13 protein-coding genes and 1 pseudogene are annotated in these 14,670 nt (G+C 39.3%); 9 read left to right on the top strand and 5 right to left on the bottom strand.

Going from position 1 to position 14,670, the window contains the following annotated elements; genetic code table 11:
- Window positions 1-79 precede the first annotated feature (79 nt).
- The 4 genes from NSQ44_RS14270 to NSQ44_RS14255 form a co-directional block, all read right to left on the bottom strand.
- Window positions 80-502 carry an HIT family protein gene (locus tag NSQ44_RS14270; protein WP_063387316.1) on the bottom strand — a complete coding sequence of 141 codons (423 nt, stop codon included), beginning with the start codon at window positions 500-502 and terminating at the stop codon, window positions 80-82.
- 659 nt (window positions 503-1,161) lie between these two features.
- Window positions 1,162-2,373, bottom strand: coding sequence for an ABC transporter permease (locus NSQ44_RS14265; protein WP_340857387.1), 1,212 nt, complete (start codon window positions 2,371-2,373; stop codon window positions 1,162-1,164).
- Window positions 2,357-3,106: an ABC transporter ATP-binding protein gene (locus tag NSQ44_RS14260; RefSeq protein WP_063387318.1), complete on the bottom strand. Its 750-nt coding sequence runs from the start codon at window positions 3,104-3,106 to the stop codon at window positions 2,357-2,359. Before NSQ44_RS14260 ends, NSQ44_RS14265 begins: the two co-directional genes overlap by 17 nt.
- A gap of 110 nt (window positions 3,107-3,216) precedes the next feature.
- On the bottom strand, window positions 3,217-3,723 hold the full coding sequence (locus NSQ44_RS14255; protein ID WP_063387319.1) for an antibiotic biosynthesis monooxygenase family protein: 507 nt from the start codon (window positions 3,721-3,723) through the stop codon (window positions 3,217-3,219).
- A 133-nt stretch (window positions 3,724-3,856) separates the two neighbouring features.
- On the opposite strand from NSQ44_RS14255, the gene NSQ44_RS14250 reads away from it, so the two are divergent.
- The 7 genes and pseudogenes from NSQ44_RS14250 (at window position 3,857) to NSQ44_RS14220 (ending at window position 12,407) form a co-directional block, all read left to right on the top strand.
- The gene (locus NSQ44_RS14250; RefSeq protein ID WP_340858275.1) at window positions 3,857-5,968 is read left to right on the top strand and encodes a transglycosylase domain-containing protein; all 2,112 of its coding nucleotides are present in this window, start codon (window positions 3,857-3,859) and stop codon (window positions 5,966-5,968) included.
- A 127-nt stretch (window positions 5,969-6,095) separates the two neighbouring features.
- Window positions 6,096-7,136 (top strand): uroporphyrinogen decarboxylase, encoded by a 1,041-nt coding sequence (gene hemE, locus NSQ44_RS14245; RefSeq protein WP_340857386.1) that lies wholly within the window; start codon window positions 6,096-6,098, stop codon window positions 7,134-7,136.
- A gap of 41 nt (window positions 7,137-7,177) precedes the next feature.
- Window positions 7,178-8,116: a ferrochelatase gene (gene hemH / locus NSQ44_RS14240; RefSeq protein WP_340857385.1), complete on the top strand. Its 939-nt coding sequence runs from the start codon at window positions 7,178-7,180 to the stop codon at window positions 8,114-8,116.
- A 12-nt stretch (window positions 8,117-8,128) separates the two neighbouring features.
- Window positions 8,129-9,547 (top strand): protoporphyrinogen oxidase, encoded by a 1,419-nt coding sequence (gene hemY / locus NSQ44_RS14235; RefSeq protein WP_340857384.1) that lies wholly within the window; start codon window positions 8,129-8,131, stop codon window positions 9,545-9,547.
- Between the two features lie 278 nt (window positions 9,548-9,825).
- Window positions 9,826-10,143: pseudogene (locus tag NSQ44_RS14230) on the top strand (LacI family DNA-binding transcriptional regulator); the annotation flags it as partial.
- Between the two features lie 245 nt (window positions 10,144-10,388).
- A complete protein-coding gene (locus NSQ44_RS14225; RefSeq protein WP_044899176.1) occupies window positions 10,389-11,609 on the top strand; it encodes an IS110 family transposase in 1,221 nt (406 codons plus the stop codon).
- Window positions 11,610-11,684: 75 nt separating this feature from the next.
- Window positions 11,685-12,407: a substrate-binding domain-containing protein gene (locus NSQ44_RS14220; protein ID WP_340857382.1), complete on the top strand. Its 723-nt coding sequence runs from the start codon at window positions 11,685-11,687 to the stop codon at window positions 12,405-12,407.
- Window positions 12,408-12,468: 61 nt separating this feature from the next.
- Here the strand turns inward: NSQ44_RS14220 and yhfH are convergent, their stop codons facing one another.
- Window positions 12,469-12,600, bottom strand: coding sequence for a protein YhfH (gene yhfH, locus NSQ44_RS14215; protein ID WP_065095529.1), 132 nt, complete (start codon window positions 12,598-12,600; stop codon window positions 12,469-12,471).
- A 103-nt stretch (window positions 12,601-12,703) separates the two neighbouring features.
- On the opposite strand from yhfH, the gene NSQ44_RS14210 reads away from it, so the two are divergent.
- Both NSQ44_RS14210 and NSQ44_RS14205 read left to right on the top strand, forming a co-directional pair.
- The gene (locus NSQ44_RS14210) at window positions 12,704-13,441 is read left to right on the top strand and encodes an MBL fold metallo-hydrolase (protein WP_340857381.1); all 738 of its coding nucleotides are present in this window, start codon (window positions 12,704-12,706) and stop codon (window positions 13,439-13,441) included.
- A 264-nt stretch (window positions 13,442-13,705) separates the two neighbouring features.
- On the top strand, window positions 13,706-14,668 hold the full coding sequence (locus NSQ44_RS14205) for an ABC transporter substrate-binding protein (RefSeq protein WP_340858273.1): 963 nt from the start codon (window positions 13,706-13,708) through the stop codon (window positions 14,666-14,668).
- The last annotated feature ends 2 nt before the right edge of the window (window positions 14,669-14,670 follow it).

Below are 14,670 nucleotides of genomic sequence, written 5' to 3'. Positions count from 1 at the left end.
GAGAGGGGAAATAAAAAATTTTGTGTCGGTTAGAAAACAGTAAGGATCCTGTTGTTAGGATCCTTTAGCCGTTTATTTTTTATTGCAATCCGCCTTTTATTGTTTCAGCAAGCTGTGCAAGGTCTTCTGGAGTATAATCATTTTGATGGGATTTCCATACTATGCCTAAACCATCTTCTTTTCCGTGTCGAGGAATTATGTGCATATGGTAATGAAACACTGTTTGGCCGGCTTCTTCGCCATTGTTATTGATTAAATTTAATCCTTTTGGATTCAATTGTTTTTTTACTGCCTTTGCGACCTTCGTAACAGCTTCAAAAAAGTTTCTTGAGATGTCAGGTGTAAGCTCGAAAACGTTTTCTTTATGTACTTTTGGGATGACGAGTGTATGTCCTTTCGTTACCTGCATAATATCCATAAAAGCTAAAACGTGTTCATCCTCGTATACTTTTGCACAAGGAATTTCTCCGTTAATAATTTTACAAAAAATGCAATCGCTCATAATGACACTCCCCGCAATTTTTTTCTTTATTTTACCACGCGTTGAAAATGAAAGAAAACATAAAAAGGAACGAACATAAGTCCGTTCCTTTGAAGAGGGGTTTCAATGCACATGTTAAAAAAGCGATTTAAAAGTGTCTTTCGTCAACACCCCATTTTCAAATAATGAATGGTATTCCTTTTTGACACTTTAAACTTTTGTTAGAACACGACATGAAAAAATTTTAATGACAAACATCTGTTTAAGTGTGTTGTCACCCTCTTCAGTCAATAGCATACCCACTAATTTATTTTTTATGTTGTGTAAAATAAAAAAATTGAGCGTTTTTTAATGATAAATATGAAAAGGCGTTTAACGCCTCGGGAAAAAAATTGGCGACATAAGCAAAAAGCGTTAAGTCAAAAAAACCGCTCGCTCTAAAAAAAACAATCCGGCGCCGTAAGAGAAAATTGGCTTTGTGAAATGTTTTTAGCATTCGCAGCCATCTGCCAAAACAGGTTGCTTGGAAAATGAACGCTTTTCCTCACGGTCCAAATGAAAAAGAGCTTCCTGTTGAAAATAAATTAGGACGCTTCCTTAAATGCCATAAAGTTTATTCAAACCGTCCATGAAAAACGATAAAAAACAGATGTCCAAGAAGATTCTTCCGTTCCATTCCTTTATCGTGCCAACAACTTTCCCGAAAAGTACATATAAACAAAAATATATGCAAATAACGCATTGATTGCCAGCTGGACGCCGACAAATAAAATATTCGTTTGCGTTAATAAAACAATGGTAAGAATGGCTAGCTCAATGAAAAGAATGGTAAAAAGAAGGCGTAAAAAGCTTTTTTTCTTTACATTTTGTGGAACTGGATATAAGTCAGCGATAAAAAGAGCATCATAATGCTTGTATAAGCTCGTTAATTGAATTCCGGTTAGGAATAGAACAGCTGCCGGCAAAATGATGCAAGATACAAGTGACAAAGGCAAAAAGATGCTGACAATAACGCCGATCATCAATAAGCGGATAAACAATCCGAAATAATCTCCTGAACGAATGAAGGATCTGGAAAACATATATAAAAATACATTTGATTGCTTGTAAGGGATGAAAGACAAAATCCAGTCCATCCATTTCCGTCTTTTTGCTTCAGCCTTTAGTTTCGGCACATCAGTAAACATATTGGCCAATCTATAAAATGATTGCAATTTGCGATTTTCCTGCAAAATTAAAAATTCCCACTGCAGCGTTTTGTTCCTCGTTATCTTGAAGAAATAAATGGTTACCAATGCCATCATGCCGTAAATAAACAGGGACAGCATGCTTTCCTTAACAGCCAAATAAATTACCGTGAAATTGACAGCATATCGGACAAACTTATCCATTATCTGGGATAACCGCTCCGGAAAATGCGTCATTTTCCATTGAATCCACAAATTCCAATATTTAATAACCGTAAGCTGGAAGATAAGGAATAAATAGTTGATGCCTTCACCTTCACCGCTTTGAAAATATAAAGGTGCAAGAATGATTAGGCATACGATCATTTGGACAGTCTGAAGGATATAGCTGTATATAAAAGCACGCTGAAAATAATGGTTTAATCCTTTTTCCATAGGCAGTAAAAAGATGATGTCAGGTTCTTTTAACAACGTGCGTACTTGCGAAAAAGTTACCGTTAATGCTAACAAGAGTGCCATTAAGAATGCTGATGGAAAATGAGGTGGGAGTTGATCAAGCCATTGCTGATACGCATAGGCTCCTCCGCCTAATAAAAACATAATCACTAAAAGCAGATGATCGTTCAGCATATAACGCAAGTATGTTTGTGTTTCTTTTATATGTGCTGCCAAACGGGCAGGCCAAATATCATTGATTGATCTCATCGTCTTGCTCCTTTGTCAGCCGAATATAAAGATCGTCCAATGTTGCACCAGGCATATTGAATTGCTCCTGCAGCTCAAGTTTAGTTCCTTGAGCCCGGACGGTTCCGTTGTGCAAAATCACAAAAGTGTCACAAAACCGTTCTGCATTTGCTAAAATGTGGGTTGACATTAAAATGCCAGCACCTTGTTTTTTCGCCTGATTCATGAGATCAAGCAGGGCGTGAATGGCTAACGGATCCAGCCCGACAAACGGTTCATCAATTATGTAAAGGGATGGCTGAACTAAAAAAGCGCACATAATCATGACCTTTTGTTTCATCCCTTTAGAAAAATGTGCCGGAAACCATTTCAACTGCTTTTCCATTCGAAATGTTTTTAAAAGAGGATCGAGCCGCTCGTTAAATGTCTCTTCACTGATCCCGTGCGCCATAGCCATCAATTGCAAATGCTCAAATAACGTCATTTCTTCGTATAAAATAGGGGTTTCAGGAACAAAACTAAATTGCTTTCGATATTGCACCGGATCTTCCTGAAATGTTTTGCCGTTAATTTTAATAGTCCCGTCACTTGGCTCCATCAAACCGATGATATGTTTGATCGTTGTGCTTTTCCCCGCACCGTTTAATCCAATTAAACCGACCATTTCATTTTCGTTTACAGTGAATGAAACATTTTTTAAAACAGGCTTATTTGTGTACCCGCCGGTAATCTGATCTACTGATAATAAAGTCATATTTCCGCCTCTCCCCTTTATTTTTTTAAAATTAAATGAGGCTTGATGTATTTAGCCGTTTCAACGATTTTTGCATGTTTTGATCCATTCTTCTCTCTTTCCATTTTAAATCATTCCTTCTCATCTTTTACAATATAATATTTCTTTACTCGGGGTGGAGAAGGAAAAATGAGTTTATCGCTCATCCCTAAAGCTTTTTTAAAGTGGTTAGCAAAAGCTTCGTTTTGATCCCATTTGTTAAAATCTTGTTCTGTCTCCCATAAAGTGAAAATGATATAAGTGTTTTTGAAAAGAGGGCGGAGAACTCTTAAGGCAACAAAGCCCGAATGGCTTTCAATGAATCGAGATAGCTCTTTAAATTGCTGTTCAAATAGAGGTTTTCCTTCATCTGTAACAGATATATAGGTAAACACGGCAAACCCTCCATCGCTGCAGATACTTCCTCTTTTATCAATAATTTCATATTTTTTGGGTTCTTTAAAAATTGTTGTTCCTTTTGTTTCATGCATAAGGACGGCGCTTTCACCGTCATGCATGAATAACATGCATTCTGCTAGATTATTTTTTTTGATTTTGCTTAAATATTCAATAGTGCCGAAAGCTATATAAACATTCATAACAGTCACCTCGCACGAAAATCACTTGACAATTTGCGAAAAAAGTTAAACATGTTACATACTGTATCCAAAATTATACAATACTAATTATGGGAGTTAAACAGAGGTGAAAACATTGTTGAAAAAAATAAAGATGATCTCGGGAATCGTTTTATCTGCTGCTGTGTTAAGTATTATCACATACTTTGCCATGATTTGGATAGGCGCTATCGTTGTGGATGAAAAAAAGCTTGTTTTGCATTCTGCGACCTCTTTGATCGATCAAGAAGGACGCCCCATTACGAAATTATATTTAGAAAACAGAGAGATCATCGATATTGATAAAGTTCCGAAGCATGTACAAAATGCTTTCATCGCTGTTGAAGATAAAAGGTTTTATGAGCATCACGGCATTGATTTTCGGGCAATTTCAAGGGCGCTGTTCAAGGACATTGCTGCTTTCAAAAAAGTAGAGGGCGGCAGTACAATCACCCAACAGCTCGCCAAAAATGTTTTTTTAACAAACGATAAAACGTTTTTGAGAAAAATGACAGAAGCTATCATTGCCATTTATCTTGAACAGAAATATAGCAAAAGAAAAATTTTAGAGATGTATTTGAATCAAATCTATTTTGGACATGGCGTATACGGCATCCAGTCTGCATCAAAATTTTTTTTCAATAAAGATGCCTCTGAACTGACTATTGAAGAAGGGGCGCTGCTAGCCGGCCTGCCGAAGGCTCCAGCAGCCTATTCTCCGATTTTGCACCCAGAAAAAAGCTTAGAAAGAAGAAATGCGATATTAACCTTAATGGAGCGCGAAAACTATATTTCTCCGGAGCAAGCTGTCAGAAGCCAGGGGAAAACATTAGGTCTGAATATTCATAAAACGGAAGATAAGCCTTGGCTGTCCGCCTATATTGACATGGTATTTGAGGAAGCGGAAAATAAGTATCATCTTTCAAATGAAGAACTCCTAAAAGGCGGATATAAAATTACCGTTCCGATCAATATCGATGTTCAGGAAAAAGCATTCAAAGTTTTTAAAGAAAAGGCTTATTTTCAAGGTACGAAAGATGATGCTCAAGGCGCTTTTATTTTATTAGATAATAAAACAGGCGGTGTGCTTGCTGCGATCGGCGGGCGAAATTATGTTTCCAAAGGATTTAATCGATTGACAGCGAAGCGCCAGCCGGGGTCAACGTTTAAGCCGATTGCTGTATATGCTCCGGCAATGGAGGAAGGACTTTTTCAGCCTTATTCTCTTCTAAAAGATGAGAAATTGGATTATAAAGGATACTCTCCAAGCAATTACGATGGACGTTATGATGGACATGTAACCATGTTTGATGCGCTCATTCATTCAAAAAATGCTCCTTCTGTATGGGTGCTCGATAAGCTTGGAATCGATAAAAGCAAAGAGTATTTAGAGAAAAACGGGATTTATATTGAGGATAAAGGACTGGCGATTGCTTTAGGAGGACTAAAGTACGGCGTGTCGCCGTTTGATTTGGCAAATGCATACAGAACTTTTGCCAATAATGGTCAATACAGCAAGCCGTATTTCATACAAAAAATTGTGAATGCCAACGGCGATGTAGTGGCAGAAGTAAAAAAACAAAAATATCAAGTTTTTTCTCCGCAAACCTCGTGGAATATGACGAGGATGCTGGAGCAGGTTGTTAAAGAAGGAACTGCCAAAGCGGGACAATATGAAGGAGCTTTAGCTGGAAAAACGGGTACGACATCATTTCCTGGAAAAAAGGGCGCCGTGATGGACGCATGGTTTGTCGGATATACTCCTGACGTGACGGGGGCAGTGTGGATCGGATATGACCGGACAGATGAAGAACATTTTTTAAAGGGTGGGAGCGATTATCCAACGAAAATGTTTAAAAATATTTTAAGCGGTTTGAAATTTGAGGAAAAAACATCCTTTACGATTCCGAAAAAAGTGAAAGATTTAGAAAAACCAATCAGGCTTTCACGAATCCCTTCGCTTTCCGCCACATATCAATTTCACGCACTTCAATTATTTAAAGTGACATTAAAATGGCCTGCTCAAGATGATGACCGGGTCGTATACCGAATTTATGAGCGAAGCGGAGAAAGCAAGAAATTGGTCGGATCTGTAAAGGGAAAAGGAGAATATGAAATACCGTATATTAACATTTTTTCAGAGCATTTTTATCAAGTTGTCCCTTATAATCCGCAAACCCATCAGGAAGGGGAAGGTACTGATTTTGTCAGCCCGCGCTGGGAATAACAAAATGCTGGAAAGATCTTTCGTCGATTTTATGACATTTCCCTTATATTCCTATACAATCGGGCAAGGGAAGAGGTATAGTTTAAAAAGAGTATTAGAAAGGAATCGTTTTTAAAGGGGGATTTACATGGATAGGAAGAAAAGCTTTAATGATACTTTTTTAAAAGCGTGCAGAGGCATAGCGGCGGACTATGTTCCTGTTTGGTATATGAGGCAAGCCGGGAGATCCCAGCCTGAATACCGGGCGTTAAAAGAAAAATATAGCTTATTTGAAATTACTCATCAACCAGAGCTTTGTGCATATGTCACTAGACTTCCTGTCGAACAGTACGGGGTTGATGCCGCAATTTTATATAAAGATATTATGACGCCGCTGCCTGCCCTTGGAGTTCAAGTTGAAATTAAAGCGGGAACAGGGCCTGTTATTGAAAATCCGATCAGGTCGCTGGAGGATGTAAAAAAACTTGGTGAAATTCATCCTGAGGAAGATGTTCCATATGTTTTAGATACGATTAAGCTTTTAGTCAATGAGCAGCTGAATGTTCCGTTGATTGGATTTGCCGGAGCACCATTTACTCTTGCCAGCTACATGATTGAGGGAGGCCCTTCCAAAAATTATAACAAAACAAAGGCATTCATGTATGCTGAACCAGAAGCTTGGTTTCTTTTAATGGAAAAGCTTGCCGATATGACCATTACATACGTGAAAGCGCAAATTGACGCAGGGGTTAAAGCGGTGCAAATTTTTGATTCATGGGTCGGAGCATTAAATGCTTCTGATTATCGATATTATATTAAGCCGGTGATGAACCGCATTTTTTCGGAATTAAAGGAAAAAGAGGCGCCGCTTATTATGTTTGGAGTGGGAGCAGGACATTTAGTAAAAGAATGGAATGATTTGCCTTTAGACGTGATCGGTTTAGATTGGCGTCTATCGATTTCTGCTGCCAGAGAAATGGGGATTTCCAAAACATTGCAGGGAAATCTTGATCCGGCAGTTTTGCTTGCGCCGTGGGAATTTGTGAAAGAACGGGTAAAGGCTATTTTAGAAGAAGGAATGAAACAGCCAGGTTTTATTTTTAACCTTGGACATGGCGTCTTTCCACAAGTAAAACCGGAAACCTTAAAAAAATTAACGGAATTTATTCATGATTATACGCAAAAATAGATCGAATAAAATGATCAACTTGAATTTTGGAGGTGCACGTAATGTCGAAGAAAAAAATGGGTTTGTTAGTGATGGCATATGGTACACCATATAAAGAAGAGGATATTGAACGCTATTACACCCACATTCGCCATGGAAGAAAGCCTGATCCAGAAAGTCTGGAAGATTTAAAAGAACGATACAAGGCGATTGGAGGCATTTCTCCTCTTGCTAAAATAACAGAGGAACAAGCGAAAGGCTTAGAAAAACATTTAAATCATATTCAAAATGAAATAGAATTCCATATGTATTTAGGATTAAAACATATTGAGCCGTTTATTGAAGATGCAGTTGAACAAATGAATAAAGATGGAATCACTGAGGCGGTCAGCATCGTTTTAGCTCCGCACTATTCGACTTTCAGCATTAAGTCGTACAACGGCAGGGCAAAGGAAATTGCAAAAAAACTCGGAGGGCCTTCCATCACTTCTATCGAAAGCTGGTATAAAGAACCGAAATTTATTGGATACTGGGCTAAACAAATAAAAGAAACGTACGCGAAAATGACTGAAGAAGAACGGAAAAAAGCTGTATTAATTGTTTCAGCACACAGTCTGCCGGAAAAAATTGTTCAATTAGGGGATCCTTACCCAGATCAATTACAAGAAACAGCTGAATTAATTGCAAAAGAAGCCGGAGTGCAGCATTTTGCTGTTGGCTGGCAAAGTGAAGGCAATACTCCGGAGCCGTGGCTCGGACCAGATGTTCAAGATTTAACAAGAGATCTGTTTGAACAAAAAGGATACCGGACGTTTGTTTATGCTCCAGTAGGTTTTGTGGCTGATCACTTGGAAGTTCTATACGATAACGATGTCGAGTGCAAGGCAGTAACAGACGAACTTGGAGCAGCTTATTATCGTCCAGAAATGCCGAATGCAAAACCTGAATTCATCGATTGTTTAGCTACAGTCGTGTTAAAACACTTAGGAATGTCAAAATAAGAAGGAGATTTTATGGGAAGAAAAAAAGTAGCAATTGTTGGCGGGGGAATAACTGGGCTTTCAGTTGCGTTCTACTTGCAGTCAGAAATTAAAAAAAATCATCTTCCAATAGATGTTGTGCTGATTGAAGCGAAGCCGCGATTAGGAGGAAAAATAGAAACGATAAAAAGGGACGGATTTATCATTGAAAGAGGTCCGGATTCCTTTTTGGAGCGAAAAAAAAGCGCTACTCAGCTTGCAAAGGACGTAGGGCTTGGAGATTATTTGGTGAACAATGACGTGGGGCAATCTTTTGTCCTTGTCGGCGACAAGCTCCATCCGATCCCGAAAGGAGCGGTTATGGGCGTGCCAACAAATATTGCTTCTTTCGCCACCTCCGGTTTGTTTTCGTTAACTGGCAAACTGCGGGCTTCGTTTGACCTTTTCCTGCCGAAGAAAAAAGTGGACGGAGATCAGTCATTAGGCGGATTTTTTGGCCGCAGGCTCGGCAGCGAAGTGGTTGAAAATTTGATTGAACCGCTTCTTTCCGGGATTTATGCAGGAGATATTTATAATTTAAGTTTATTAGCAATCTTTCCGCACTTTTATGAAATTGAACAAAAGCATCGCAGTTTAATTTTAGGAATGGCCAAGCAGGCGCAAAAGTCTAAACAAAAACAACAACAGGAGCAACATAAAGGGATTTTTCAAACCGTTTCAACTGGTTTGCAATCGATTGTTGAAGCAATAGAACGCCAATTGGATCATACGGTAGTGAAAAAAGGAATAAAAGTTTCGGAGATTAAAAAGGAAGATGATCTCTACCATTTGGAATTATCTGACGGAACTGTTGACAAGGCGGATGCGATAGTCATTACCGCTCAGCATGATGCTATTCCATCTATGTTTCCGAATGAGCAGCAAACACTCGCTTATTTCAAAAAAATGCCTTCAACATCTGTTGCAACCGTTGCAATGGCTTATCCGGAAGAAGCTGTTCAGCTGCCCGCAGATGGAACAGGGTTTGTTGTTTCGAGAAACAGCGGCTATACGATTACTGCTTGTACATGGACCAACAAAAAATGGCCGCATACTGCTCCGAAGGGCAAAACGCTGCTAAGAGCGTATGTTGGAAAAGCAGGAGATGAAGCGGTTGTTGACCAGACGGATGATGTGATCATTCAAACCGTTTTGGATGACTTAAATCGATTGATGCCGGTAAAAGGAGAACCGATTTTTTCTATTGTTACAAGATTGAGGGAAGCAATGCCTCAATACATTGTCGGACACCTTGACAACATAAGAAATATAAAAAGTATTATGGGGCAAAAATACCCCGGAATATATTTAACGGGTGCTTCTTTTGAAGGATTGGGGATCCCGGACTGCATTGATCAAGGTAAAAAAGCGGTGGAAGATGTTCTTCAATTTTTACATTTGGGACAAGCTTAAAAGGCAGGCTTGTCTCTTATTTTTTCAGAGGAGGCATCCATTTTAGCAAGTTTTGACGCTTCTGACTTCTGATCTTTAAAACGCCTTGGTTGGTTCCCATTGTTTAAAGTCCGACAATTCAAATTGAAGAAAATATATATTTGTTGAACAAGTTAGCATTTCTGTTTTTTTAGAAAAAGCGATCTGGAAAGATATAAAAAATTCATTGCACATCTGTTGACCATTGATCTATAATCAAAAGAAAATCAAGGGATCCCAAAGTTTTTGGAGGAATGAAAGTGGCTACAATTGAAGATGTGGCAAAACTGGCTGGTTTATCGAAAACGACAGTTTCAAGGGTGATAAATAATCAGCCTTACGTATCGGAGGAAAAAAAACAATTAGTGCTAGAAGCAATGAAGCGATTAGGGTATGTACCTAATTCTTCAGCTAGAAGTTTAAGAAATCAAAAAACTGAAATTATTGCTGTCATTATTCCTAGGGTTATGAACCCGTTTTTTGGACAATTTGTTGAATCGCTGGAAATCGTTGCGTCTCAATACCATTATCAATTGATTGTTTGTCAAACGTTATATTCAGCAAAAAAAGAATTAGACCCCCATGCCGAAAAAAATTCGGCACCATCGGAAGGATGAAAACGAATATTGTCGAAATAACTCCTTGCAGCTGGGGTCATGAGGTCGATGCATCTATGGTACGCAAGAGTCCGAAAGATAGACGGACCCCAGTAGCCTGGTGCACCACGGAATGTCGCTCCCGAGTTGGGAAGCACGCAGGATAGAATGCTTCGTCATAGGCTACTGCACCAGCTGAAGATGAAATGAAGCAGGGAGGGAAAGCGATGAAGGTATTATATGAACGTTGTTGTGGAGTAGACGTGCATAAAAAATCCATTACCGCTTGTACCATCACCCCTGAAGGAAAAGAAATACGAACATTCGGTACCATGACCGATGAATTGCTGGAGTTTGTGAACTGGTTGAAAGAAAAAGGGGTGACGCACGTGGCGATGGAATCGACAAGCGTGTACTGGAAACCGTTGTACAATTTGCTCGAACTCGAACAAATCGAAACGCTTGTCGTCAATGCCCGGCATATTAAAGCAGTTCCTGGACGGAAGACGGATATGAAGGATGCCGAGTGGATCGCCAACTTGCTTCGCCATGGATTGTTGAAAGGAAGTTATATTCCGGACCGAGCCCAACGAGAACTGCGAGAACTCGTTCGATATCGTCGCAGTTTGATCGAAGAAAGAGCGCGGGAATTGAATCGGATTCAAAAAGTATTGGAAGGAGCGAACATCAAGTTGTCGTCCGTTGTTTCCGATATCAATGGGGCATCGGCACGAAAAATGATTCGTGCGTTGATCGAAGGGAAAAACGATCCGATGGTCATCGCTCAGCTCGCAAAAGGGAAATTGAAACAAAAAGTGGAAGAACTCCAGCGCGCATTACACGGGGTAATCGGCCCTCATCAACGGATGATGTTAGCCGAACAATGGCGGCATGTGGAATACCTAGATGAAGCGATTGCGCGATTAGATCAGGAGATCGAGGAGAGAACGCGCCCTTTTGAAGAAGCGCTGGAGCTCTTAGATACGATTCCGGGAGTCGGGCGGAAAAGTGCGGAACAAATTTTGGCGGAAATCGGAACCGATATGAGTCGCTTTGCATCAGCGAGCCATCTGGCATCGTGGGCAGGCATGGCACCAGGAAACTACGAGAGTGCGGGGAAACGGTTATCAAGCCGAACGAGGAAAGGGAACAAGAAGCTGAGAGCGTGTTTAGTAGAATGTGCCCGTGCCGCCGCGAGAAAGAAGGATACGTATTTATCCGCGAAATATCACCGCATAGCCGCAAGAAGAGGGGCGAATCGAGCGAGTATGGCAGTTGGACGAACGATATTAGAAATCATCTATTACCTGTTAACTCGGAAGGAACCGTATAAAGAATTAGGGGCAGACTATTGGGATCGTCAACGGGAAGCAAAGATCGTGCGTCAAACGGTGAAGAAATTAGAGGGGTTAGGGTACGAAGTGAAGTTAGAAAAAGTGGGTGCATAAGGGAATTAAACCATATATAAACTTTAATACCTTCCTTTGGAAATTATATTCCAAAGGCTAGGTGGGGGTTGTTTTTTGCCAAATTTTGTTTTCAGGATAGACTATTTAAACTTGTTAAAAACGAAACAAGTAGATGGAGTGATTATGACGACATTGCTAAATGGTTGGGAGGCTGTTGAGCCGTTTTTAGAATACGGTCCGATTATTTTATGCAACGAATTCGATGAACAGGCAAATGTCCCGATGATTCATATGGATCAAAACTACGGAGGGTATGTTGCAACTAAGCATTTAATCGATCAAGGATACAATAAAATTGCTTTTTGCTGCGGAAATGTAAACAGTAATGTTTCGAGAGCTAGGGAAGAAGGTTTTCGAAAAGCCCTTCGTGAAGCCGGATTGTACCTTCCTGAGCAATATATTTTCCGAAATGTATTTACATTTGAAGACGGAAAAAATGTCTTGAGGAAAATGATGGAGATGGTTGAAGCTCCAACGGCAGTCTTCACAGGTTCTGATGAAGTGGCAGCCGGGATGATTTCTGAGTCAAAGAGACTTGGCGTCCGTGTCCCGGAAGAATTAGCGGTCGTCGGGTTTGACAATCAGGCTATAACTGAACTGATGGAGCCTATGATTACGACGGTTAATCAGCCGGTGAAAGAAATGGGTCATTTAGCAATGGAAGTGATGATGGAAAAAATAAAAACGAGACGGTATAAAGAGAGAGAGGTGCATCTTTTGCCTCTTACATTAATTGTAAGGGATTCTTCAAAGCTAGCCAATTACAATGTGTATTAGTACAGGTTAAGAGAAGAGAAAAAATATTCAGGCAATTCTTTTTAGAATTGCCTGAATAAATTTATTTTACATGTAAGCAATGATTGCATTTGTTCCCGTAGCATTCGTGCTGTTCTTCAATTTCTTTTCCGCATTCAATACATTTTTTTCTTGGTAAGTTTCTAAAAAATTCAGTGATTTTTTGTCCTAACATTTTTTATCCCCCCGTGCTGTTGTTATTAACATTGTATTATAACAGAATGGAAAATGTCAATACTGTTTTAAAACATTTTTTCTTATTGAGGAGGATAAGGGTGATGAAAGTAACAGTTGTAGGGTTCTGGGGAGGTTATCCAGAAGCGAATGAGGCTACATCAGGCTATTTATTTCAGGAAAAGGGGTTTAACCTGTTAGTTGATTGCGGAAGTGCTGTATTATCACAACTGCAAAATTTTGTATCACTTTCAGATTTAGATGCTGTGATCCTTTCTCATTATCATCATGATCACGTTGCAGATATTGGACCGCTGCAATATGCAAGACAAATTACCGGCATGCTGCAAAAATCAAACAAAATTTTGCCCATTTACGGACATAGCCTTGATACAAAAGAATTTGACAGACTCACACATTTGAATGTGACAAAAGGAATTTCATACGATCCTGATCAATCGATTTCGATCGGTCCGTTTACGATTACATTTTTAAAAACAGATCATCCAGTTGACTGTTTTGCCATGAGATTTACTTCAGGACATAAAACGGTTGTATACACGGCAGATTCAAGCTTTAAAAATGAATTCATTCCATTCAGCCAAAATGCGGACTTGCTTATATGCGAATGCAATATGTATGCGAATGAAGACGGCAAAAAGTTTGGGCATATGAATTCCCACGAAGCTGCGACAATTGCTAAGGATGCAAATGTAAAAGAGCTTTTGCTGACTCATTTGCCTCATAAAGGCAATCATGAAGAATTGATAGAAGAAGCTAAAACGATTTTTAATGGATCGATCAAGCTGGCGAAAACAGGGTTGTCGTTACATATTGATTAAAGAGAAATTATATTAGCAAAATTATGGGACAGCCTTTTGCCGAACATTTCATAAACTTAAAGCTGCTTGCAAACTTCATTTTGATAGAATAAGTGTTTCATTTTCTGTAAGGATGCAGTATGTTGGCATCCTTATTTTTTTGGAAAATTCGTCAGAAAATAATTGAAAATCAAAAATATATTGTTATAATTTAAAGCATAAAAGTAAAAAAGGGGGAAGAAAATTTTGAAAACTAGGATAGGAGCAATCGGAGGAATTTTTTTGATGGCGCTCCTCGTGCTGTCAGGTTGTGGAAGCAGCAAAGGGTCCAGCAGCGAAAGCAATAGTGAAGAAGGAAAGAAAGAAACATTTAAAATTGGTATCACTCAATTTGTAGCGCACCCGTCGCTGGATGAGGCATTGAAGGGATTTCAACAAGCAATTAAAGATAAAGGGTTAAATGTAGATTATGATATTCAAAACGCTCAAGGGGATCAATCGAATACCCAAACGATTGCGAATAACTTCGTCGGAGATAATGTCGATTTAATTTTTGCGAATGCAACGCCTAGTGCACTTGCTGCAGCAAATGCTACAAAGGATATTCCAATTGTATTTACATCCGTAACAGATCCTGTCGGCGCCGGGCTTGTGAAAGAGATGGAAAATCCAGGAGGGAATGTAACAGGAACAACTGATACCCATCCTGATGCCATACCGAAAACGGTGAAATTTATTGATCAATATTTAGACGGCAAAAGAATAGGAATGATCTATAATTCAGGCGAACAAAACTCTGTTGCGCAAATTGACCTTGTTAAAAAAGCGATAGAAGGAACGGATTTGAAAATTGTCGAAGCTTCTGTTTCTACTTCAGCTGAAGTGAAACAAGCTGCTGAATCTCTTGTTGGCAAAGTCGATTGTTTTTACATTATCACTGACAATACCGTTGTTTCTGCGCTTGATTCGGTCATTTCCGTTGCAAATGAAAACGATATCCCGCTGTTTGTCGGTGAATTAGATTCAGTCAAAAAAGGCGGTTTTGCTGCGTACGGATTTGAATATTATGACATTGGCTATGAAGCAGGAGAAATGGCTGCAAAAATTTTAACAGAAGGGAAAAAGCCGTCTGAACTGCCTGTTCAATATCCGCAAAACTTAAAGCTTCTCATTAATAAAAAAGCAGCTACTGAGATGAACGTTAAGATTTTAGACGAGTGGAGCAAAGAAGCAGAGTTTATTGAGTAATT

This window comes from Aeribacillus sp. FSL M8-0254 (assembly GCF_038008845.1).
Taxonomy (GTDB): Bacteria; Bacillota; Bacilli; order Bacillales; family Aeribacillaceae; genus Aeribacillus; species Aeribacillus composti.
The sequence above is the reverse complement of the archived record's forward strand: the minus strand, read 5'-3'. Positions and strand labels throughout refer to the sequence as shown.